Origin of the sequence: Proteiniborus sp. MB09-C3 (assembly GCF_030263895.1) — a bacterium.
GTDB lineage: Bacteria > Bacillota > Clostridia > Tissierellales > Proteiniboraceae > Proteiniborus.
In genome coordinates this window covers 325,463-349,553 of the sequence record NZ_CP127161.1, presented here as the reverse complement: position 1 = coordinate 349,553, position 24,091 = coordinate 325,463, and the positions used below count along the sequence as shown (strand labels likewise).

General features: G+C 33.0%; 25 protein-coding genes. 20 read left to right on the top strand and 5 right to left on the bottom strand.

Annotated features, from left to right (window positions below; translation table 11 throughout):
* The first annotated feature begins 42 nt into the window (after nucleotides 1-42).
* The 6 genes from QO263_RS01635 (at nucleotide 43) to QO263_RS01610 (ending at nucleotide 5,129) form a co-directional block, all read left to right on the top strand.
* On the top strand, nucleotides 43-768 hold the full coding sequence (locus QO263_RS01635) for an MBL fold metallo-hydrolase (protein WP_285625681.1): 726 nt from the start codon (nucleotides 43-45) through the stop codon (nucleotides 766-768).
* Nucleotides 769-1,167: 399 nt separating this feature from the next.
* Nucleotides 1,168-2,472: a DNA adenine methylase gene (locus QO263_RS01630; protein ID WP_285625678.1), complete on the top strand. Its 1,305-nt coding sequence runs from the start codon at nucleotides 1,168-1,170 to the stop codon at nucleotides 2,470-2,472.
* 15 nt (nucleotides 2,473-2,487) lie between these two features.
* Nucleotides 2,488-3,417: a Dam family site-specific DNA-(adenine-N6)-methyltransferase gene (locus QO263_RS01625; protein WP_285625675.1), complete on the top strand. Its 930-nt coding sequence runs from the start codon at nucleotides 2,488-2,490 to the stop codon at nucleotides 3,415-3,417.
* Nucleotides 3,418-3,855: 438 nt separating this feature from the next.
* Nucleotides 3,856-4,632, top strand: a complete 777-nt coding sequence (locus QO263_RS01620; protein ID WP_285625672.1) for an AlwI family type II restriction endonuclease — start codon at nucleotides 3,856-3,858, stop codon at nucleotides 4,630-4,632.
* Nucleotides 4,633-4,745: 113 nt separating this feature from the next.
* Complete coding sequence (locus tag QO263_RS01615; protein ID WP_352169193.1) at nucleotides 4,746-4,940, top strand: cysteine-rich CWC family protein; 195 nt, start codon at nucleotides 4,746-4,748, stop codon at nucleotides 4,938-4,940.
* A 33-nt stretch (nucleotides 4,941-4,973) separates the two neighbouring features.
* Nucleotides 4,974-5,129 (top strand): hypothetical protein, encoded by a 156-nt coding sequence (locus tag QO263_RS01610; protein ID WP_285625667.1) that lies wholly within the window; start codon nucleotides 4,974-4,976, stop codon nucleotides 5,127-5,129.
* Nucleotides 5,130-5,186: 57 nt separating this feature from the next.
* Here QO263_RS01610 and QO263_RS01605 read toward each other — a convergent pair whose 3' ends face one another.
* The 4 genes from QO263_RS01605 to sigV form a co-directional block, all read right to left on the bottom strand.
* Entirely contained in the window at nucleotides 5,187-6,446 is a 1,260-nt protein-coding gene (locus QO263_RS01605) for a polysaccharide deacetylase family protein (RefSeq protein WP_285625664.1), read from the bottom strand.
* Between the two features lie 45 nt (nucleotides 6,447-6,491).
* Entirely contained in the window at nucleotides 6,492-7,229 is a 738-nt protein-coding gene (locus tag QO263_RS01600; RefSeq protein WP_285625660.1) for a coiled-coil domain-containing protein, read from the bottom strand.
* Between the two features lie 331 nt (nucleotides 7,230-7,560).
* Complete coding sequence (gene rsiV / locus QO263_RS01595) at nucleotides 7,561-8,448, bottom strand: anti-sigma-V factor RsiV (RefSeq protein ID WP_285625657.1); 888 nt, start codon at nucleotides 8,446-8,448, stop codon at nucleotides 7,561-7,563.
* A gap of 20 nt (nucleotides 8,449-8,468) precedes the next feature.
* Nucleotides 8,469-8,954: an RNA polymerase sigma factor SigV gene (gene sigV, locus QO263_RS01590; RefSeq protein WP_285625655.1), complete on the bottom strand. Its 486-nt coding sequence runs from the start codon at nucleotides 8,952-8,954 to the stop codon at nucleotides 8,469-8,471.
* 197 nt (nucleotides 8,955-9,151) lie between these two features.
* Between sigV and QO263_RS01585 the strand changes: the two genes are divergently transcribed.
* The 4 genes from QO263_RS01585 to QO263_RS01570 all read left to right on the top strand — a co-directional run bounded on the left by QO263_RS01585 (nucleotide 9,152) and on the right by QO263_RS01570 (nucleotide 11,683).
* On the top strand, nucleotides 9,152-9,520 hold the full coding sequence (locus tag QO263_RS01585; RefSeq protein ID WP_285625652.1) for a GntR family transcriptional regulator: 369 nt from the start codon (nucleotides 9,152-9,154) through the stop codon (nucleotides 9,518-9,520).
* Nucleotide 9,521: 1 nt separating this feature from the next.
* Complete coding sequence (locus QO263_RS01580) at nucleotides 9,522-10,400, top strand: ATP-binding cassette domain-containing protein (protein ID WP_285625650.1); 879 nt, start codon at nucleotides 9,522-9,524, stop codon at nucleotides 10,398-10,400.
* Nucleotides 10,401-11,168: a hypothetical protein gene (locus tag QO263_RS01575; protein ID WP_285625647.1), complete on the top strand. Its 768-nt coding sequence runs from the start codon at nucleotides 10,401-10,403 to the stop codon at nucleotides 11,166-11,168. It begins immediately after the preceding gene.
* A 305-nt stretch (nucleotides 11,169-11,473) separates the two neighbouring features.
* Nucleotides 11,474-11,683 carry a hypothetical protein gene (locus QO263_RS01570; RefSeq protein ID WP_285625643.1) on the top strand — a complete coding sequence of 70 codons (210 nt, stop codon included), beginning with the start codon at nucleotides 11,474-11,476 and terminating at the stop codon, nucleotides 11,681-11,683.
* A 256-nt stretch (nucleotides 11,684-11,939) separates the two neighbouring features.
* Here QO263_RS01570 and QO263_RS01565 read toward each other — a convergent pair whose 3' ends face one another.
* A complete protein-coding gene (locus QO263_RS01565) occupies nucleotides 11,940-13,409 on the bottom strand; it encodes a methyl-accepting chemotaxis protein (protein ID WP_285625641.1) in 1,470 nt (489 codons plus the stop codon).
* A 712-nt stretch (nucleotides 13,410-14,121) separates the two neighbouring features.
* Here QO263_RS01565 and QO263_RS01560 point away from each other — a divergent pair.
* The 10 genes from QO263_RS01560 to QO263_RS01520 all read left to right on the top strand — a co-directional run bounded on the left by QO263_RS01560 (nucleotide 14,122) and on the right by QO263_RS01520 (nucleotide 23,885).
* Nucleotides 14,122-14,544: an acyl-CoA thioesterase gene (locus QO263_RS01560; protein WP_285625639.1), complete on the top strand. Its 423-nt coding sequence runs from the start codon at nucleotides 14,122-14,124 to the stop codon at nucleotides 14,542-14,544.
* 135 nt (nucleotides 14,545-14,679) lie between these two features.
* Nucleotides 14,680-15,576, top strand: coding sequence for a helix-turn-helix transcriptional regulator (locus QO263_RS01555; RefSeq protein ID WP_285625636.1), 897 nt, complete (start codon nucleotides 14,680-14,682; stop codon nucleotides 15,574-15,576).
* 90 nt (nucleotides 15,577-15,666) lie between these two features.
* Nucleotides 15,667-16,551, top strand: a complete 885-nt coding sequence (locus QO263_RS01550; protein WP_285625635.1) for an SPL family radical SAM protein — start codon at nucleotides 15,667-15,669, stop codon at nucleotides 16,549-16,551.
* A gap of 580 nt (nucleotides 16,552-17,131) precedes the next feature.
* A complete protein-coding gene (locus QO263_RS01545; RefSeq protein ID WP_285625632.1) occupies nucleotides 17,132-17,791 on the top strand; it encodes a class I SAM-dependent methyltransferase in 660 nt (219 codons plus the stop codon).
* A 32-nt stretch (nucleotides 17,792-17,823) separates the two neighbouring features.
* A complete protein-coding gene (locus QO263_RS18925; protein WP_352169187.1) occupies nucleotides 17,824-17,988 on the top strand; it encodes a hypothetical protein in 165 nt (54 codons plus the stop codon).
* Nucleotides 17,989-18,014: 26 nt separating this feature from the next.
* A complete protein-coding gene (locus QO263_RS01540) occupies nucleotides 18,015-18,785 on the top strand; it encodes an amidohydrolase family protein (protein WP_352169185.1) in 771 nt (256 codons plus the stop codon).
* Nucleotides 18,786-19,007: 222 nt separating this feature from the next.
* Nucleotides 19,008-19,694, top strand: a complete 687-nt coding sequence (locus QO263_RS01535) for a response regulator transcription factor (RefSeq protein WP_285625630.1) — start codon at nucleotides 19,008-19,010, stop codon at nucleotides 19,692-19,694.
* Complete coding sequence (locus QO263_RS01530) at nucleotides 19,687-20,733, top strand: sensor histidine kinase (protein ID WP_285625628.1); 1,047 nt, start codon at nucleotides 19,687-19,689, stop codon at nucleotides 20,731-20,733. The genes QO263_RS01535 and QO263_RS01530 overlap by 8 nt, the downstream gene beginning before the upstream one ends.
* Nucleotides 20,734-20,823: 90 nt before the next feature.
* Nucleotides 20,824-21,495: an ABC transporter ATP-binding protein gene (locus tag QO263_RS01525; RefSeq protein ID WP_285625625.1), complete on the top strand. Its 672-nt coding sequence runs from the start codon at nucleotides 20,824-20,826 to the stop codon at nucleotides 21,493-21,495.
* 5 nt (nucleotides 21,496-21,500) lie between these two features.
* Nucleotides 21,501-23,885, top strand: a complete 2,385-nt coding sequence (locus tag QO263_RS01520) for an ABC transporter permease (protein WP_285625623.1) — start codon at nucleotides 21,501-21,503, stop codon at nucleotides 23,883-23,885.
* Nucleotides 23,886-24,091: the final 206 nt, after the last annotated feature.

Sequence of the window (24,091 nt, the reverse complement as noted above, 5' to 3'; positions counted from 1 at the left end):
TGTAGAGTAAAATAATGTTATTAATATATATAGGAGGTCAGTATGAATATAAAAAAAATTAGGAACAGAGGTATTCTCTTTACATTTCATGATCTAGGTATTCCTACAAATGTATACATAATTCAAGGAGATCATTATATCTACATAGTAGATACTTACTTGGGGCCTGACATAATGAAATTAGTTAATCAATACATAGAGGATTCATTTGGAAGTAAGCCAATTATTGTTATAAATACCCACAGCCATTGGGATCATGTATGGGGAAATAGTTTATATTCTTCTTCATTTATTATAGCTCATGAAAAATGCAAAAAATATATGGAGCAGGATGGATTAAAAGCACTTGAAAAGTTTGAGAAATATCAGAAAGGTCAGGTTACTATAACATATCCTAACTTAACCTTTACTGACAAAATATTATTTGAAGAAGATAGTGTTCTTATTTACTATACTCCTGGACACACAGATGATGGGATATCAGTTTTAGATATGAAGAATAGAGTTTTATTTGCTGGTGATAATTTGGAGAGACCTATACCTTATACTATGTCAAAAGACCTTAATCAATATATGAGTACGTTAGAAGATTATCTAAAAATAGATGCGGATATTATCATTGGAGGACATACCGACTGTGAGAATAAGGACTTGATTAGAGATAATCTTGATTATGTGAAAAAGGTTATATCTGGTGGGATTATAGAAATAAAGTCCAAAGAGTTCGAGGAGTATCATAAAGCTAATCTGGCTTGGTTGAATCAATAAAGAAACAGGAAAGCTAAGAGAACGGATACAAATACTGCGTTCAAACCAATATTTAGATTCTGAGCAAAGCTCTCATATTAGTGCAGCAAATGCGAAGATTACAGCATAGATGCAGGGTATACTTCTGATTGCCAGAATATAATATGATGGAGAAAAAAATAGTCTATGAAAGTAATGAGATAGATACTACTTTCGTAGGCTGTTTTTTTATGATTGAGGTTGGAAGAAGAAAATGCTAGAGATAGCTTATGTGGAGATAATCAATAAATTAGAATGTCAAGAACGGGATTAAAGGTTTTGCTATTATAAGAAAACATAAATCAAATAAATTTGAAAGAATATAGGCCCTGTTAAAAATAGCTTTGCTTCTAGCTAATATATTGAGTGCATAAGAAATCTATGTTAGAATTAAATAGTAAAAATCAAAAAGATGCATTAGATGCATATTTCTATAGAGGAGAGAAATACATGGACATTGTACCGAAAACTTATAAGACTTCTTATGTTTTAGAGAAATATGACATAACAAGACAAACATTATACAACTGGACTAAAAATGGCTTAATATCTGATCCAGAAAGAGATTGGAGGGGCTGGAGATTATGGACAGAAAATATAATGGATGAAATAGAACAAGTAAAGGAAAATAAAAGTAAAACAAATAGAATAAAAAAAGTTAGAATTTCGAAAAATGAGAAATTACATATAAAGAATAGAAGATATCTAGGAAGTAAGTATAAATTAATACCTTTTATAAAGGATATTGTTGCTAATGAATGCAAAGATATCAGGGTATTTGCGGATATCTTTGGAGGTACAGGAATAGTAAGTTATGCCTTTAACTCTAAAGGAGTTAAGGTTATTGTAAATGATATTTTATATTCGAATTATTTAGCTTATTATACTTGGCTTAGCAATGAAGAATATAATTCTAACAAAATACATAGATACATAAATGAATTCAATAATATATCAGCTAAAAAAGAAAACTATGTTTCTAGAAATTTTGGAGATAAATATTTCACTGCGGAAAATGCAAGGAAAATTGGAGCAATAAGAGAAGAAATAGAGTTGATTTCCCCTACACTTACTTTTAGAGAAAAGGCAATTTTGATTACATCCTTACTATATGCTATGGATAAGGTAGCAAATACTTGTGGTCATTACGATGCATTTAGGCGAAATCTAGATACTACTCAGTCTCTAAAGCTTCAAGTACCAGCAATAAATAATGATATTAATAAAAGCAATGAAATATATAGAGAGGATGCGAACAGGCTCGTGAGGAAAATTCACAGTGATATAGTATACATAGATACTCCCTATAATTCAAGGCAGTATTCTGATGCATATCATCTATTAGAAAATATAGCAAAGTGGGAGAAGCCAGAGGTAGTAGGTGTAGCTAAGAAGATGATAGATAGAAGTCATATAAAGAGCAAATACTGTACTATAAAAGCTCCTCAAGCTTTTGATGATCTAGTTGCGAATGTTAATTCAAAATATATTTTAGTTTCCTATAACAATATGGCTAAAAAAGGGAATGGTAGATCTAATGCTAAAATTAGTGACGAAGAAATTATTGACTCATTAAAAAGTAGAGGGGAGGTAAAGGTGTTTGACACAGAGCATCAATATTTTACTACTGGAAAAACTGATTTACAAGACCATCGAGAAAGACTATTTTTGTGCAAGTGCAAGTAAGAAAGGAGAATTTTCTTGAATCAAAATTTCAATGATTTGATTAAATCACCATTAAATTATACTGGTGGAAAATATAAATTGCTAAAACAGTTAATACCTATATTCCCTAATAGTATAGATACTTTTATTGACTTATTTTCAGGGGGAAATAATGTAGGAGTTAATGTAAATGCTAACAGTGTTATTTCTATAGATAATCAAAAACAATTGATAAGCTTATTTGATACTTTAAAAAGGCTTGAAAAGGACTATATTTTTAATACAATTTATAACGTAATTGATGAATATGAGCTTTCAAATTCTGATCTAAATGGCTATGAATATTATGATTGTAATAGCTCTAGTGGTTTAGGAAAATACAATAAAGACAGATTTTTAAAAATGAGGAATGACTATAATAATAGGGATGAAGATAATTCTTATTACGACATTCTTTTCTATACAATTGTAATCTATTCCTTCAATAATCAAATAAGATTCAATAAAAAAGGCGAGTGCAATATACCTGTAGGGAAAAGAGATTTTAATAGTAATCTCCAAAAAAAACTATCCAGTTTTATAGATAGAATAAAAGAAAAAGACATATTATTTAAGTTAAATGATTTTGGAGAAATAGATTTTAGTAAATTTTGCAGAAAAGATGCATTTATTTATGCTGATCCGCCATATCTAATTACTACTGCTACATACACAGAGCAAGACGGCTGGAATGAGGAAAAAGAGAAGCTTTTACTAGAAATTCTTGACTATATAAATAGTAATAAAATAAAGTTTGCCTTATCAAATGTTCTAGAACATGATGGGAAATCTAATTGTATTTTGAAAGAATGGAGTAAAAAATATAATATTCACTATTTGAATTTCAATTACAATAATTCTAATTATCAGAAAAAAGAAGATAATAAAAAAGCTAAAACAGTTGAAGTGTTGATAACAAATTATTGATTATAAATCCCTTATGACATTAGGGGATTTTTTGCATCCCATGGGGAAATCTTGATTTTCCTTAATTTTAACCTTCTATAAAGTGGGTTTCAGTAAAGGCTTCCTCAATCTATTAATACTTCCATAGAAGTCATTATTATATGAATAGTGTATAATGAACATATGGAATGTTTGGGAATAGGGGTGGACTTTAAGTATACAGCAAATAGATAGGGTTTAATATATAAAACAAAGAATTTTAGCAAAAGAAAATATTTTGCTGCAGACTTTTTTGCTAATTGGAATGCAAACTAAGAAGATTATTTTTAAAGAAAGGAGGCAGTGTATCAGATATAGAATTTAAATTCTATATCTTTTTCTAGAAATTATACTAACGACAAAAAATGAATATAGAAATTTTATGGGGTTACAAGGGAAAAATGTTTAGGGGGTATAGCGATGAGAAAAATATGGAATGTATCAACTACGCTTAGAAATCCTAATAGGATACTAGGTTTTCTAGAAGTTATTAGTCAATTAGAAGGTCAATATTGGGATGAAGCAACACAGAATGAGTATCAAATACTACTGATTAAAGAAAAAAAGTATAGACCTGACATTGTTCATCCTGCATTGAAAAACGAACAAATATCTTACGAAGAAGCTAAAGATATTTATGATAAAGCAAGATATATAGGCAAGTCTATGAGGGGAAGAGTATCATTTAATCCATTAAAAAAACTAGGATTTGTTAAACTAGAATCAGATAAAATTAAAATAAGCAAATCAGGAAAGAAATTGATAAGTGGAGAATATAGTTTAAAGGACGCATTAACGATAGGTTTGTCAAAGTGGAAAATTACTGCAAATGGAGCAAATATAAAGCCATATATTGGGACACTCCATTTTTTGAATAGGTTAGAAGAAAAGACAGGGAGCTCAAATGGTATAACAGAGCATGAATTTGGATGCTTTGTAATGACATTAAAAAGATATGACGAAATAGACAATTTTGTAAATGATTTAGTTAATTATAGGAATAATAAGTTTAACTTGAATAGCTTATTGAAAAAATATGAGAATGCTAATAGTCTAGATGATTATATTGACAATAATAGAAGATATTTTGAAGAAACAAATTACATAAGTTTTTATGGCTGGAGACTGAGGTTAAATAATCATTACATGGAAGAAATTAAGAAGCTTCTTTCAAAAGATGACGCTAGAGCATTTTAAGTCTTATGTTTATAACTTAAAATATATCTGTAATTTTCAAGGGAAATAGGACTATTATGGGCATAAACGATTGTGGAATATGCTAATGCAATAGAATTAAAAATATAAGAAGGGTGATATTAGTGAATTTAAAAGAAACGGAAAAAATTTGTCCTCTTTGTGGACAGGACAATAATTGTCAGCATGGTCAAGGGTCATGCTGGTGTGAGACTGTGAAGTTTCCCAAACATGTATTGGATTTGATTCCTGATGATAAAAAAGGGAAAGCATGTATTTGCAGGTCTTGTCTAGAAAAATATCTTAAATAATTGAAAAGACATATCTGATAGGAAGGCAATATATTGATTCTTTGCTGTGTCATCGCTTTGGTTAGCTGCCAATCAAAAATGGAAATGACATTGCTAGGTGATATAAAAGAAATTATAAAAGGTGCAAAACAGGAGAAGAAAAAGATAATTGTAAAGGGAAAAGCTTATGAAGCGTACAGCTTCAATTAGCTTTTCCCTTCAGTTTAACTAGTAGTCTAATTTAACAAATATCAAATATAAGCTTATTTATTTTATGCTGACAATTTTCAAGTCTAGTTCTTGCAAATACTCAATTATCCTTGGTAATGCATCAATAACAGCTTGAGATTCATGTAGAAGGATGATGGAACCTGATACATTGGAGGCTTTAATAGAATCAAATATTTTATCTGCATCACGAGACTTCCAATCTTTTGGGTCATTGTTCCAAAGTATCATTTTGTATTGATTTTCATTTATTAAATCCTTTAAATGCTTATCAAAAGAACCATAAGGTGCTCTAAAGAGAGTTACTTTGTCATTGGTTATTTCTTCAAGTAACTTAATAGACTGTACAAGTTCCTTTTCCTGCTCTTCGCAGGAAAGGGCTGCCATATTGACATGACTCATTGAATGACTGCCAATAGAGTAACCATTTGACTGGATATATCGAATGTGATCCGGATATTTTTTGGCATTATACCCAGTAAAGAAGAAAGTACCCCCAACCTCGTATTTTTTTAGTACTTCCATAATTTCCATAGAATACTGCGAAGGACCATCGTCAAAAGTGAGAGCAACATACCCTTCTGGAATACTGTATGATATTGTCTCATCAATTTCTATAAAAGGAATATCAGGTTCATTAGAGAGAGCTTCCTCAATTATCCTATCGTCCCCTAATTCCATATTTTCATTTTGTTTTATAGCTACGTCATTTTCTAATTGTTCTAACTGCTCTAATTGTATAGATTCAGCAAGTACTTTTTCATTAAATGCAAATTTATTCAAATAAATGAAGCCTGAACAGCTAAATAATATGATGAATATGATGCCTATAACAGTAAGAGGTTTCCGGATAAATTTAATACTATAATTTTTAGAGGTATTTCCTTCATCTTGTAAAATTCCATCTTTATTCTTTTCATAAACTGGTACCAAATCCATAAATGTAAAGATTGATCTATCCAGATTACTAATATCTTGACTATGCTTGATAGCAGCTAAATTATCTATATAGTCTTTTGAACATGGGAAGTAGATTGAATCACTCTGATCGAGATATGTACGTGTCAACATACTTTTATGCTGATTTTGGGTTACGTCCCAAAAACTATTAAAGGATAACCTATATTTATATTTTTTATCAAATTGAGCAGCTGATTTTAAGTTTTCAGCTGTATATTCATCAATTTTCCAGAGAATCTCAATATCTTGATAAAAATAAAGCTCTATATGTAGCCAATATTTGTCTGATTCATTTTCAATTGATTTTAGCTCAAGTAGCTTTCCACGATAGTCTGACATAGTTGCCCTCCTTTCCTTAGTTGAAGGTAAATTTTTCATAGCCGTTTATTTTGAATCTGTTGAATTAGAAGTAGATGGCTTTGGAGAGAACGAGAAAGACATACGTGCTGTAAAATCATTTATGGTCTGCATTAATTCAGATTTCTCATCAAGAATCTGTTGATACTGTTGCTCATATCGCTGATTTTCTATTTCAAGGCTTCTAATTACTTCCTCGAGCTCATTAATTCTTAGCATATTTTTATATTGTGTATTCTTAGATTCTTCGTTAAGCTTGTTGTATTTATTAATTTCTATCTCGAGCTGGTTTGAAATCTGTTCATATTCTGTGTTTGAAGAGTCCTGGTATTCCTTATAATCTTCAAGCAGCTGATCATAGCTCATTTGCTTATTTGTTAGAATGCCTTCTAATCTGAGGATTTCCTTATTACTTTCTTGTAGAAGCTGTTCCTTTTTAATTAAGTCTTGCTTAATACGACTAATTGTCTCATTTGCAGTAAATAATTGTTCTTCCAATCCTTTGTTTTTATAGAGTATTAATTGGCGATCTTTAACTATATTTTCTAAAGAAACCATTAAATCTAATACTACTTTATCCTGATTATCCTTTGAAAATAAGTAACTATCCTTTTGGGCATTTGCTTGCTCATGCTTTTCTATATTGAGAAGTTGTTCCTCTTTTGCAGCTTGCTGCTCCGAATTATTTTCAACTAACTGATCCTGACTATGATTATTTGATTTAAACCAGCTAATTCCTTTCTTTTTTATATTTTCCTTGCTCACAACATCGTCCCCCTATATAGATTAATATTCTCCTCATCTAAAATATCGGCAAAAGTAAAAATAGTAGGATAGTACCAAATACCTATAATATTCTAGTTCTATTGAAATAGGATAGAAAAATATTAGTTTTATAAGATTATTAGCAGCTGCTATGTTTCTGAATTAACTATATAAGATGTTGGTGTGCTTTTATGGAAGAAATACAAAACATATCATAAAGTATGGAATATTTAAAGGGTTATCTCTAAAAATTACTTTTTATTTGAGATAACCCCTTAATATTCATTTTTTATATAGTTTTTAACAAATCATGAAAAATCGTTTAAGGAACTTATTTTATATATTCATTGCTAACCAATATTTCAGAAACTGCATCTGTAGGGATTTCAAATTCTACAACTCCCATATATCCTGGTGCCACATCGTATTTATCAAATGAAATAACTAATTTATTTTCTTCATTGATATAGAAGCTTTGATCTGAAGATATTTTTTCAAATACCTCTATAGCATCTTCGAAACCTTCAACCCAGTAAATCTTTCCTTCATCAGCTTTCATTTGCTCCTTCATCTGCTCTATGATATTTGCACTGATGATGTCAACATAGCTGTTATCCTTAAATAAGCTTGGTAGAGTTATTAAAACTTCATTTTTCTTATCTATAGTATCGAATTTATATACTGTTGATGAAGAGCCTACAGTATTTACTACATAACGACCTATTGAAAGAATTCTATCGTTATCAGTTTTTACTTCATATCCGCTATCTACGCCTAAATGTCCTTCTGTACCAGAAGCCTTTAAGTCTTCTACCTCAGCCATAAAATCTTCATATAATTTTTTGTTTTCTTCAATATATTTTTCATTTAGGCTGTTTTCCAAATCTTTATTTCCTAGGCCATCTATAGCTGGTACTTTAATATTAGCATTGTAATTGTCTTCATCTACTTTATATTCTCTAAAAGTAAGTACACTGACTATATCTTTTATAACTGGAACTCCTGATAGAGTATCTGCAAATGTTGGACTGATATTAACGCTTGCAGTAAATATTACTGCTGCTGCGGCAGTTGCACCAATCCATTTATATTTATTATTCTTTTTCATAACTTTCATTCCTCCATTTTTTAAAGTTTTTTTTACGATAAAATCTAATTCATCAGGAATAGGTACATCCATATATTGCTTTTTTAACTTTTGAATTTCTTTATTATTCATAAACTGCTGCCTCCTAAATATTATTCTTCTAAGCTTAGCCGTAGCTTTTTAAGTGCAGAATATAGCCGGGTTTTCACTGTGTTTACATTTAGCTCTAAAACATCTGCTATTTCTTCTATTTTTAAGTCCTCAAAAAATCTAAGTACTATTATGCTACGATAATTAGGGGGCAAATCTTCTAAGGCCCTTTGCAAATCTATGTCGTGATAATTATCATCTGCCCCAGGACTATAAAATTCTAAAGTTTCATCATCTGTTATTATGACTTTTTTTTGCTTTCGTAAAAAATCTAAAGAAGTGTTAATTACAATCCTGTAAAACCAGGTTTTTATGTACTCAGGGTTTTGAATTGTATTTAGCGATGAAATAGCTTTATATATAGATTCCTGTACTATATCTAAAGCATCTTCTTCATTTTTTACGTAACTATATGCCAGCCTATAGTATTTTTCTTTATTTTCTATAATATAATCTGAAAATATCTTTTCCATATCTTTAGTTTTCATAAAACGAGGTCCCCTTTTTAGATACGTATCTTAATTGTCTCACACTTTATAGACGGATAAACATAACAAAAAGTTTTAGTTATATTTCTATTTTTATTTTTTAAGAATTTTTCTAAACATATTGACAAAAATCACAAAGGGATATATAGTTAGTTGCATAAGTAACTAACTAGGCAACAAATAATGGAGGTGAGGATTTGCTTGACCTAAGTTCAGACAAGTCAATTTATATACAGATTGCAGAGATAATAGAAAATGAGATACTGCTAGGAAGTCTTAAGGAAGAAGAACAAGCACCTTCTACTAATCAGTTTGCAAAGGTTTACCAGATAAATCCTGCTACTGCAAGAAAAGGACTCAATATTCTTGTAGATGAGGAAATATTATATAAGAAAAGAGGGCTGGGAATGTTTGTGGCTGAGGGTGCAAGAAAAAAGATATTAAAGAAAAGGCAGAGCACATTTTTTCAGGAAATATTGCCTGAAATAATAAGAGAAGCTCACAGGCTTGAGATATCAATAGAAGAGATTTCGGATTATATATTAAAGTTTAAGGAGAGGGAATAGGATGCTGGAAATTAAGAATTTATACAAATACTATGGCAGTACAAGAGTACTTACTGATATAAATCTAAAATTAGAGGAAAACAAAATATATGGATTGCTTGGTAGAAATGGTGTTGGAAAGACCACATTACTGAACATAATTTCTAACCAAATAGAGAAAAGCAGTGGTGAATTAAAGCTATACGGTGAAGACATATTCGAAAACTCTAAGGCTTTAGAAAATATTTGCATAGTAAAAGAAAAGGGAATTGGTGTAGATGATATTAAAGTAGGAAAAATTTTTGAAATAGCAAAGATTCTTTACAAGGACTGGGATGAGGAGTATAAAAACTTTTTAATAAAAGAATTTAATATCAATGTAAGAAAGAAATATAATAAACTATCACGTGGCAATCAAACTATTGTTGGGCTTATTGTGGGCTTGGCTTCAAGGTCAAAGCTAACTATTTTTGATGAGCCATCACTAGGCTTAGATGCTGCCTTTAGATATAAATTTTACAATTCACTTTTAGAGGATGTAGAGAATAATCCACGAACTGTAATCATTTCTACTCATCTAATTGATGAAGTAACAAATTTATTTGAAGAAGTAATCATATTAAAGAATGAAAGTGTTTATGTCAAAGATGAAGTAGATAATTTAATGGGAAAAGCATATTTTCTAAATGGAAAACCTGAAAATATTTTTCCGTTAATAAAAGATAAAAGTATTATTCACAAAGAAGAGTTTGGTTCATCTATTATAGTAGGTATATTTGATAATTTATCTAATGAAGAAAAGATGAGGCTTAAGGAGAATAATATAGAGATAAATCCAATACCTCTTCAAAAATTGTTTGTATATCTTACAGAAAATTCAATTTTAGAGGAGGTTATATAAATGGATAGTCTTAAAAGAGCTATTAAATTTCAAAATATAGATGCAAAAAAATCAGTAATATCTTTTTGGGCAGTAATATTAATAGTCAATATAGTATTTTATTTTATAAACCTATATGGAAGTTCTAACTCCTATTTAGGATTTAATGCTAATGTAGGAGTAAGCAGAGAAATAAATGGTGTTATAGAAATTTCCGTAGTAGGGTCTAATCTCATGGCAATAGCAGTTTATTTTATAGCATATAGCTACTTAATATATTATGAAACTTTTCCTATAGCCATAAGCTTTAGTGTAACTCGTAAAGATTTCTTTAAATCCATAATAGCTAACAGCCTTCCAGTAGTTTTTCTATTTTCATTGATACAAGGAGTACTTATGAAGATAGATCCAATACTTGTTAAGGCAATTGATAGGAATCCCATGTTAGAATTTACTATGTTTAATGTTAACACAGACAATATAATCTTCATTGTATTTTCCCTTTTTATTTGCTATCTAACCTTTGCTTCGGCAATGAATATGTTAGCTGCGTTAAACTATAAATTTGGATATAAAATATGGATAGTATTCGGTATTGTTTTTTCATTTTTTATGTTTAGTAGAAAAGGGAACATTATAGGGAACACAATAGTGGATTTTCTAGGGAGGATACTAAGTGCTAGAATAGATTTACCTCGATTATTGACTTTTAGTATAATCATTGTTATTTGCTATGCATTAGGGTATTTTTTAACCATTAATACTAGTATCAGAGGTAAGGCGGCTTAAGCAAAATATTTTAATCATATAGGTTAGAATTATTGAATGATGACGAGTTAAATGAAAATGGATTCGATTTATAATATATTTGATTTTTCATATATGTTATTTTTGAGGCAAAAGAGTTGTAAAAGGATGCAGTAGATTTGTTAAATAGTCTATTGCATCTTTTTACTTTTTCTAGCAATGAATGTTTTTTCTCAGCTTTTTAAATAGAATACTATTTAAGTAAATTTAATAAATATAGCTAAATGTCCTTGACCTGTAGCTAACTCAAGGATATATACTATTTATAGGGAGGGATTGTATGCTAATTGGAGAAGTATCAAAAAAATATAAAATTGGGATTGAAACGCTTAGATTTAATCTATGTAATCGAGTATTGTATTGAAAATAAACTCTTAGAATATAAAATTGGAGTCAGTATGTACATGGATGTTTTAAATACCAGGAATATAGATAAGCTTAATGAAATTAAATCCAGAATTAAATCGTTAATTAATTTTAATGAAATAAAATTATAAGTATGTGTATGCTTCTATATAACAACAGCTGAAAAGCCTAGAACTGTTATTATGAAGGCTGTTCCAAAGCTTTACTTGTCAACAAACTCTTTATAGAAATCTACTAGTAATATGGCAAGGATGGTAGAAATGTAGATAGAATAGAACTATACGTTCCATTAATAATAAATGGAGAATAATTCACTCTAAACAGAATGAAAGGGCAATTTTTGATTGGATTGCCCTTTACTTAAATAAGCCTTGTACTTTATGTTTATTAAAAAATACTTACTCCATCTTTAATGAGTTGACCTATTTTGCCGTTGACTTTTTCTAATAAGGTCAACATTTGTTTTGAAAGTTCTTCAGCCTCGCTATAGAGATGCTGTGCAGTAGATTCATCATTTTGCTTGACAGCGTCAATGACCTTATTTCCTATATTATGAAAATCATGATGAATTACATCTATCTGTTCCCATTCCTTTGATATTGCTGAGTGATTTATCCGAATAGCATGATAGAAATGTCCAAATGCACATCTTTTAGAATTAGTCTGGATTGGGTACGTGCGCATTTCAGTTACAATCTTTTTAAGTCCCTCAACCCATTTTACATGGGCCTCCATTGCTTTTTTTATGACATCTTGTAATTCTTCATTTTTAATAGAATGAGAGCCACCTTCAAGTCCTTCAAACATATCGTGGACTATTGCAGACAGTTGATTATCTATTTGGGATATCTGCCCAGCAAACTCCACACTTTGTACTGCTTCTTTATGTATGCTTTGAGTCATGTAGCTAAGTCTTTCTGCATCATTGCTTGAAGACTCCATGGCTTGATTAATCTCATTAGCTGCAATATTTATACCCTGCATAGATGTATGGATTAAATTTACATCCTCAATTACACTGTTTAGTGCTTCTACATTTCTACTAACGGTATTAGATACTAATTCTATTTTTTCACTCATTTGGCCAGTAGATGTTATAGTATTGCTTAAGCTTTCTTTTCCATCTTGGGCAGCAATATGAATACTGCTTACAAATTGCCTCATTCCTTCAAGATTGTGTTTTGTATCATCAGCTAATTTTCGAACCTCTTGTGCTACAACTGCAAACCCACGCCCGTTTTCACCAGCTCTTGCTGCTTCTATGGCTGCATTTAATGCTAAAAGATTTGTTTGTTCTGCTATGGCTTGTACACTATCAACTATTTTGCCAACTTCTTTTGCTAAATCCACTAGCTGCTGTATTTTTTCGTTCATGATTCCAGTATCTTGTATAACATTATCTTTAAGTGATTGAACCTCTATAAGCAGATGCATGCTTTCGTCATTTTTTTTCACTAATGTTTCAGATTCTGTTGCTAGATTATTTAAGGTTTCTGAGGTTGTCTCTATAGTGTCATTTACTTGGTTCATGCTTGCAGTTGTCTGTTCAACAATTGCAAGATTAGATTCACTTACAGATGCCATTTCTCCTGCGAAGTCCATTAATTGGTGAGAAATGTGAGTCATGCCAACATCAAAGCTACTCAATGAGCTAACTATACTAAGTATTTCCTTTGCAGCCGAAGACATTTTTGCTTCATTATCAAGTAGCCTTTCGAAATGTCCCAATACCTTACCATGCAGAGGATATTTAACGTTAGGGCTGTTATTTCTATTACCCTTCAATGCGTTCTCTACATATTCGACTATACATTCTGATTCTTCACATTGCGGTTTATTAAAAAATCTGCTAAGCATAAAACTTCACTCCTTTAACTATATACACTATTGCGTAAAATTAACTCAAGTTTCTTCTACAAATTAAAACCGAATACTTAATTATAGCAAATATAAAGTTATTATGATAGATTTGGTACAATGATTTATGAATACCCAAGAAGTTGAGCTTTTAAACCTTTCCTACGTAGTTTAGTTGTTAGATAAATCTATTATGAGATTACACTTGACTAAAAAGTTAGATTTATTAGCCCTATTATTATACTAATGGATTCTTACAATGAATCATTTATCAGCTTATACTCTCTCTATTTAAGCTTGTATATCGTTAGAAGAGCTTGGAAAAGTGAAGTAGCTTTGCTTTTGATTAGCTATAATTGATTATGATATATTTACTAATGATAATAGGGTGGTTTTTATGTTAAAATATCATATGGAACCAAATATATTTGTAACGAAAATAGTTTTTAAAATGAAGGACTTAGGTCGGTTAAAGGAATTTTAATTCATTCTGAACATATGTACTGCATGACTAACTAGCATAAAATCAAATATTTTGGTTATCTATATAAACTACGTTATCCAAGAGTTAAAGAGCCTTCAATTTCTCGCTTAAATAGGTGGAGAACCTGGAATTACAAACTATCGGATAAAAATATCAAAATAAACCAAAGAGGTGGTCATCATAGAAACTAAAACAGTAAAACAGTCAGAGGTAATCATCGGAGGCGTAATGCAACCAAATCAAGCTAATATTGCTGGTAATGTTCATGGAGGAGAAATCATGAAATTAATGGATAATGTTGCAGGAATAGTAGCAGCTAAACATGCTAGATCGAATGTTGTAACTGCAAGGGTAGACAAGCTGGAATTTCATTATCCTATCAAAATTGGCAATCTAGTAACATGTCAGGCAAAATTGAGCTTTGTTGGAAATAGCTCCATGGAGGTATTTGTCAAAGTATTAGTAGAGGATGTAACAAAAGAAGCATCAGCTAAAGTAGTTTCGACAGCTTTTTTTACTATGGTCGCTTTAGATGAATATGGAAAGCCTATGACTGTGCCTTCTTTAGAAATTACTAGTGATGAAGAGAGTGATTTGTTTGATGAAGGAAAGAAGAGATACTTAACTCACAAACAGGAACTGAATAAGTAGACTAATATAACAGATTAAATTAATGAACCCAGAGCTTACCAGCTCTATAATTTTTTTATAGCAGTTAAATATGACACACATTTGTCCTATTTAACTGCTATAATTATTATGGGTGATATTATGAGGATAAGTCGATTGATTGAGATTACTGTAATACTGCTTAATAAGGAAATAATAACAGCAAAAGAGCTTGCGGAAAGACTGGAGGTCTCTACGAGGACCATATATAGAGATATAGAAACTCTGTCCATGGCAGGAGTTCCAGTATATATGAGCAAGGGGAATGGTGGAGGAATATCCTTATTGCAGGAATATTCCATTAATAGAGCTATTCTATCGGTGGAGGAAAAGGAAAGCTTAATTTTAGCCTTAAAGACTTTACAGGTAACGAAATATCCAGAGACTGATTCTGTTCTTGAAAAGGTTAGTGGCATTTTCAATGACGATAATTCAGAAGACTGGGTACATGTGGACTTTAGTCAGTGGGGAAGTAATCCAAATGAAAATCATAAGTTTACTAAAATAAAGACGGCAATACTTAGAAGATATATTGTAAGCTTTGATTATATTAATGCTTTTGGAGATATAACTAATAGAGTAGTAGAGCCAATGAAGCTATTGTATAAAGGTCATGCATGGTATCTGCATGGCTATTGTAGACTAAAATCTGATTTTAGAATTTTCCGTATCTCTAGAATAAAAAATCTTGTTATAAATAATGAAGAATTTCTGAGAAGAAAAGATCAAAATATCCAGAGCTTAGAATACAATGATATGGCTACAAATAATGTTACTTTAAAGCTTAGGTTCAAGTCCAAGGCATTGTATCGAATTTATGATGATTTTGATGAAGAAGCCATAGTTAAAAATGAAGACAATACCTATGATGTAACTGTAACCTTTCCAGAGGATGAATGGGTATACGGCTATATACTTTCCTTTGGGAATTATGTGAAGGTGTTAGAGCCGCAGTATATAAAAGATATTATTACTACTAGAATGAAAGATGCAATAGAAGCCTATGAAGAATAAATTCTAATATGACAAGCTGCTGTCATATATCCTAGATATAATTAAGGTAGAATGTCTATTAACATAAGAAAGGATAAACGGGTTTAAATTATGGAATTTATAGAAGCTAAAAAAATATTATCTTCTTGGTCTAATGGAGATAGCTGGTTTGGATGTAATTATGGAATGAATATCTACAAGGGCTGTTGTCATGGATGTATTTATTGTGATTCTAGAAGTGAGTGCTATAGAGTTGATAACTTTGATAAAGTAAGAGCAAAGAAAAATGTACTGTTAACTTTAGAAAATGATCTTAAGTCAAAACGGAAAAAGGGGATTGTAGCCACAGGGGCAATGAGTGATTCCTATAATCCTTTTGAAGAGAAATATGAGCTGACAAGAGGAGCACTCGAGCTCATTAATAAATATGGATTTGGAGCAAGCGTGCTTACTAAGTCCGACTTAGTGGTTAGAGATATTGATATATTGTCTAAAATCAAAGAGCATTCGCCTGCTATGGCAAAATTCACCATAACAACATACGATGATGAGCTATGTAAAAAAATAGAGCCTAATGTATCTGTGACCTCACGGAGATTTAAAGCATTAAAGGAAATATCTGAAGCAGGTATATTTACAGGCATACTTATGTGCCCAATACTACCCTTTATAAATGATACTGATGAGAATATAAAGCTTATAGTGAAAGCTGCGGCAGAAAATGGTGCAAGCTTCGTCAGTCCTTACTTGGGAGTAACATTACGTCAAAATCAACGATTATACTTTTATCAACAATTAGATATATTGTTTCCTGGATTAAAACAAAAATATATAAGCACCTTTGGAGGACAATATGAATGCAATTCTCTATATAAAAACAGGCTATGGATAGTATTTAAAACTGAGTGTGATAGATATGGTCTTCTGTACAGAATGACAGACATAATAAAAGAATTAAAAAGAAAATACGAAAATAAACAAATGTCCTTGTTCTAACTTTTATCCGATGGCTAACAGTATTACCCCCCTAATATTTAAGCCTTGTTATTTCTACAGTATTTCTAGTGTTTAGTTGACAATCAGATAAACATAATATAAGATTTTATTATAACATTTATTGGAGGAAAGAATATATGAGAAAACTTATTCTAAATATTGCAAGATAATTAACTTAATATCGTATCTAAAGGATGTTTTTTACCTGTATCTAATATAGGCTTATTTTGTCATGTCCTTTTAGATAAATGCAATGTTACGGAATAGTTTTACATTTATACCTTTATAGATGTTATTCTTAAAAGCATAGAGAAAATTTTTTCTATTGTTTTTAAGATATATATTTATATACTTGTTATGCTGAAAATGCCGTACTTAATCTACGGTTTTTTTATTTTCATAAATAATTAATTAACTATATTATAGTTTTTTTATGGGGCATAACATTAGACTTTGAAGGCTGTAAGTGAATCTTATTTCACTGCGGCCTTTTATTTTTTTGTGAAGTGAGGTGAAGCTATGCCAGTAAAGTCTAAGAAGCTTGATATGTTTATTGATATAATTATAGGAGGTAGAAAAAATGGCGAGTAATATTGAACAAATGGCTGAGTTTTTTAATAATAGGGCAGAGGGCTATGAGGAGCATATGTTAGGCCTTGAAGATAGTATTAATTATTATAAAACTCTATCTAAGGAAATAATTCCTAATCATGATAAAATAGAGATACTGGATTTAGGCTGTGGTACAGGATTAGAACTAGAAGAAATATTTAAGAAGTGTCCAAATGCAAATATAACTGGAATTGATATGTCAGAGAGCATGCTAGAGCTGTTAAAGAATAAATATGTGGAGTTTTCTAAACAGATCAAATTAATAAAAGGCTCCTATCTCAATATTAGTTTTCCTAAAAATAAATATGACTATGTGATTTCAAGCATGACTATGCATCATTTTACCTATGAGGTAAAGAGACAATTATACAGCAATATTAAAGATTATTTGAAAAAAGAAACAGGCATCTATATCGAGGGAGACTATATTGTGGATGATGAAAAAGAGAAAGAATATCTAAAGGATTATTATGATAAGCTTAAACAGCTTGATAAGGAGCTTTATCATATCGATATTCCATTTTCAGCGAATACCCAAAAAAATCTGTTAATAGAAGCTGGCTTCAGTAGAGTAAAAGCAATTTACCAAAAGGAAAACTCAGCAATCTTAATAGCATATACAGCATAAAAAATATAAATTTTTGATTGGGAGGATAGTTCATGAATAATAGTGAAATGTTTATACAAGCTTTAGAGAGTGGAGATATGAAGCTGTTAAGGAAGGTACCAAAGACTGATTTGCATAACCATAGCACTAGTGGATGTTCAAGAGAATATGTTAAAAAGAATACTGGAATAGATATTCCTCTACTCAAGAAAAATTAAAATCAATGGATGAAATGCATCAGTGGATGAGTCAAAATATCAATAGTTATTTTGATACTGTGGAAGGAAGAAATGTACTATTAGAGGGATGCTTTCAGGTAGCTAAGGATGATGGTGTGGTGGTCTTAGAGGTAGGAGAAGATGTTTGGGGGAATGGTCATTATTATAGCGGAGATATAGATAAGCTTATAGAGCATTATAAAGATGCACATAAAAAAATATGCCCTGAGATTGATTTTAGATTTCAAGTTGGGTTATCAAGACATTGCCGCATAGAGCTTTTAGAAAGGTGGATGGAGCCTTTTTTAGAAAAAGATAGCTTCTATTCAATAGATTTATACTGTGATGAATTTGCTCAGCCTATTAAAAACTTTAAAGGTCTTTATAGAAAGGCTAAGGAAAAGGGTTGGATATTAAAGGCTCATGTAGGTGAATGGGGTACAGCAGATGATGTTAAAGAGGCAGTAGAAGAACTGGAGCTTAATGAAGTACAGCACGGAATATCAGCTGTAGCTTCACCAGCTATAATGAATTGGCTCAGAGACAATAATATACAGCTAAACATAACTCTCACTAGCAATGTATTATTAAATAGAGTAGAAAGCATAGAGAAACATCCAATTAGAAAGCTATATGATTATGGGGTAAAGGTTACAATTAACTCAGATGACATCATAATATTTGATTCTGAGGTATCTAAAGAATATATGAGGCTATATGAAGCTAAGGTATTTACAGCTACGGAGTTAAATCAAATAAGATTGTATGGATTAGAGAGCAGAGGATTTCAAGATTAACAGCATGAGCTTCAATTACCTTTCTTATGATAGAATGTAGTGCGGATTCGATCCTTGAGCTTTAGTATGTACTGTGTATTCCTTTTCTTAAAAACTTCTATATTTCTGTTATTGATTGTATACTTTGGATAAACGAAATATAATAGGGGTAACAACCAAAGAGGCTGATACCTAAGAACGCGAAGAAGCCAAAGGATGCACGGCGAAAAGAGGTGAAGAAGGATGAGACCTAAAGTCCTGCTTATTGAAGATGATGAAATGTTGAATGCAGGTATTTGCTACCATCTTCAAAATTGCGATTACGAAGTTAAACCAATGTTTACCTATTCCGAAGCAAAAACGGAAGTTTTGAATAATAACTGGCAGCTTTTTATTGTGGACATCAATTTGCCAGACGGAAACGGCATAGAGCTTTGCAAGTTCATCAATAAACATACCAGTAGTCCGGTAATCTTTTTAACGGCGAATGACCTTGAAGAAAATATTTTAGAGGGCTTTGACGCAGGAGCCTCCGATTATATTACGAAGCCATTCAGCATTCCCGTCTTGCTGCGGCGGGTGCGGGCTGTGCTGAAACGGAATACTGTCATTCCAAACTCTATTATCCGTTGTGGAAATTTGATGATCGATTTAGCGAAAGGACAAGTAGAAAAGAGTGGGGAGACTTTGAGGCTAACACAAAATGAATGGAAGCTAATTAGTCTTTTCATTGATAATCCGGGGCAGCTATTGACGCGAAATCAAATACTCCAAATCTTATGGGATAGTGATGGGAACTTTGTTAGTGCGCATACTCTGACAACGCTTGTCAGCCGTTTGCGCTCGAAGTTGTCCGATACGGAGTATCAATATATAAAAACTTACTACGGCATTGGTTATAGGTGGGTAGGTGAAAAAGACGATGAATAGAACTAAGCTAAGAACAGTGGATATTATGATTTGTGCTGTGGAAATAGCTGTAATACTTACTTTGGTAATCGGAGTGTTTTTATTATCGTCTGACTTCGTTTTACGCCTGTTGGCTTGTCTTTGCTCCCTTAGTATAGCCCTATGCCTAATTGCTGTACGTTTGGTGGCGCGGGCACAGTTTGTGAGATTTACCGAATATGTCTGCCATCAGCTTGACAGCATCATAGAAGATACACCTGCCGATTATATACAACTCGAGGATGAATCCCTTCATTCAAAAATCGGGGCAAAGCTGCTAAAGGTCAGGGAGATTACACAGGGAGCCGCCCAGCGAAGCGAACACCTGAAAAAGAGTGTTCAGGAACTGGTTTCGGATATTTCCCATCAGTTGAAAACTCCTTTATCCAATATCAAGATGGTGGCTGAAACATTGGATGACGAAAGCACGGATAGGGAGCGGCGACAATTCTTTATTTCGGGCTTAAAAACTCAAGTCGGAAAATTGGAATTCCTGATTGACGCTATGATGAAAATTTCACGCTTGGAGAACGGAACAATTGCACCAAAGCCGAAGCTATCTCCTGTTTTGGAATTGATTCAAAATGCTGTAGAAGCCATTCATCCAGCGGCGGCAAAGAAACATATCAAAATCACGGGCAGTGAAAGTGATTTGCAGCTATACTTTGATATGCGCTGGACAGTAGAAGCCTTATTCAATATTTTGGACAATGCTGTAAAGTACACGCCGGATGGAGGTAGCATCACCATATCCGTATGTCGCATGGCATTATACACCCGTATTGAAATCAGCGATACGGGTATTGGCATATTGCCAGAACATTTGAATGATATTTTTAAGAGGTTTTATCGTGAAAATCGTATGCGCCAGACCAGCGGAGTAGGTGTTGGGCTGTATCTCACGCGGGAAATCATTTCACGGCAGGGGGGCTATATTACGGTTCAATCCTGTGTGGATAAGGGAACGACTATATCTGTTTATCTGCAAAACGACAAAACGGCAAATGTCCCTGATTTGTAACAATATTCTTTTCCTTTGGGAGAATGTTAGGATATTTGGGTGTTACCATTATATCACAGGGAAAGAAACTCCTGAGGAAAGGATGATTTTATGAATATTGTTGAAACCAACAACTTAAAAAAATACTATGGCAAAGAGCCTAATAGGACAAAAGCGCTGGATGGTGTTTCTCTGTCCATCAGCAAGGGTAGCTTTACGGCTATTGTCGGCACAAGCGGCAGCGGGAAAACTACGCTGCTGAATATGCTTGGGGGCTTGGACACACCAACAGAGGGAACCGTAATCATTGGTGAAAGACAAATCCAGTCTATGAACGACGAGCAGCTTACTATTTTCAGGCGTAGAAACATCGGTTTTGTATTTCAGAACTACAATCTTGTGCCGATTCTCAACATCTATGAGAACATCATGCTTCCGTCTGATTTGGATGGTGACATGGTTGATAAAAGCTATTTTGAAAGGATTGTTGACTTGCTTGGATTAAGAGAAAAGCTCTACAATATGCCGAATCAGCTTTCAGGCGGTCAGCAGCAGCGTGTCGCTATCGCCCGTGCCCTTGTGGGGAAACCGACTATCCTTTTAGCTGACGAGCCGACGGGCAACCTTGATAGCAAGTCCAGCGGGAACGTTATGGAAATCTTGAAGCAAGCTAATCTCTCGTTTGGACAGACAATTGTGATGATTACGCATAATGAATTACTTGCGCAAATGGCAGATACCGTCATAAGGATAGAGGACGGGCGCATTGCCGAAAGCAGGTGAATGAAATGGACTATACAAAAAACAACAATAACAAAGTCATTCACAATCTTGTTAAAAACAGCTTGAAAGCAAACCGGCGCAGAAATCTTGCCTCAATCCTTACGATTGCCTTTACTGTTTGTGTTGTTCTAAGCTTGGCGCTTACATCCCTTGCGGTGAATCAGGCGAAATATGATTCTGTCAAAAACACCTACCATGTTGTTGTCAGAAATGTCAAAGATACAGAAATTGTAGGACTTTCCAGCGACAACCGCATCCAGAAAGCTGGGGTTACCTATTGTCTGGATGCTACTGAAACTCCGAATGGAACTGTATATTTTTTCTACTATAATGACGACATGCTTAAGTCGCTTTCTAATCTAAAGGGTTCTGCTCCAATCGGTGAAAATGAAATTGTAGTGGCGCAGTCTTATTTGGATATGATTGGGCAGAAGGCTGATATTGGCAGTACAATCCAGCTTGGATTAGGGGGAAATGCTGCTGCCGATTTCAAAATAACAGGCATATTGGATGATACAGAAATGCGCAGCGATACATTTATCCTATTTTTCTCAAAAGCTTATTCGGAGAACTTCAAGGGTGGAGAAAGTATAGATTACAATGTCTACTTGTGGCTAAAGAATATAAAACATTTCAGTATGCACGAAGCACAGGAGACCTTAACACAGGTCTGCAGGGATAATGGCATTGGCACAGAGCAGATTGGCTTTAACAGTCCATATTTTCAGTACGTCGGCAAAATTATGGACACTGCCACCTTGCTGCCTATTGTACTGATTGGACTTTTTCTTTTGTTTGCGGCGGCTGTGGTCATTTACACAATATTTTATATTTCCGTTGGTGGAAAGATACGGGAATACGGCAGGCTGCGCACAATCGGTGCAACCCAGAAGCAAATAAAGAGAATCGTGGTTTATGAAGGTATCATTCTTGGGGCTATTGGCAGTGTAGCAGGTACTTTGCCAGGCTTAGCAATTGGCTATGCTTTGCATCCAGATGGTTGGAGCTTTGTAAATACTTTACTGGCTATATTAATTGTCGTGCTGTTTTCCATACTCATTGTATGGCTCTCCGTGAGGGCTCCCGCGAAAATGGCAGGAAACGTATCTCCAGTTGAAGCAGGCCGATATTCATCCTATATAGGCGGCAAATCTGTCGCTAAAATAAAGACTGGATATAAAAAGTCTACGCCCTTGCGTATTGCGTTTTTGAATGTTGTGAGAAGTCCGAAAAAAACAGCCCTTACCATCCTTTCTCTTGGATTATGCGGGGTGTTGTTTCTCTGTGCTGCAAGCCTGCAAAAAAATATTACAGCGGAAAATATCGTCCGTTCCGTGGGATTTCAATACGGCGATTATAAATTGGTAGTAATAGGCGGTGAACAAGCCAGTTATTCCGAGATTCAGCAGCGTAATAACCCACTTACAGAAGAATTAAGAAACGAGATACTCAACATAAGCGGAGTGAAAAATATCCATGAATGGCGGGCAATTAACGGAAAAATCACGATAGATAACACCAATGTGAGAAATACATCTATCAATTTGTTTGGCTATGCACCACAATATGAAGCAAAATTATCCCATGCTTTGGTTGACGGAACGGCAGATTATAACGAGTTATCACGAAATAATGGTGTTATCCTCAATTCACCTGATACCATCAAGGATATTTTCGGATGGGAGCCGAAGTTAGGCGATATGATAGAGCTTACCACTCTTGCCGGAAATGGTGAGTATGTGGAAACTACCCTTGTTGTTATGGGAATTACCAAAAATAACGATGGTTTTGCAGAGCTTTTCAGAATGACGGATGCTTCATTACAACAAATAACGGGTACAGATTGCTTGGATAGTTGGGAGGTTATCACAGCTGCCCCTAAAGATGACACGATAAAGCTTCAGTTAACCGCTTTGATACATGGCAATTCCCATCTTCAATTACGCACTTACTTGGCAGCGTTGGAAGAACAAAAGGCGGCAAATGCTACAGGTTGGAGCATTATTTATATACTTGCCCTGCTTCTTGGTGTGTTTGGCATCATAAATCTGATTAACACCCATATGACAAATATGATTTCACGTGGACAGGAAATAGGAGTACTTCAGGCCATTGGAATGACATCAAAGCAATTACGCGCCTCCCTTGTGATGGAGGGCTTCATAAATACCCTTATGGCTACCATGATAACTATTCTGGCTGGAGTCCCGGTTGGTTATATGGCTTGCACGTTAGCCGATAATTCACGGACTTCCATATATAATTTTCCGTGGCAAGCGTCACTTATCTATTTCATTGTTCTACTGGCAGTACAGCTATTTTTAATCTTTTATGGTGTTCGGACAATCTCAAAGACACCTGTTATAGAGCGCATGAGAAATACTGCTTGAATCATCATATAAACTTTACTCATAAAAAATTATAGCAATGCTTTTGCAATTGAGAGGATGCTAGTACAACATATTGAATTATGCATTAATTAAATAAAAAACATCTATTTTCTAAATAGGTGTTTTTTTGTATTGATTTTTGTCTCATATATCTATATAATATATATCGATACGATATATAATGAGATATGTGATTGTTGGAAAGG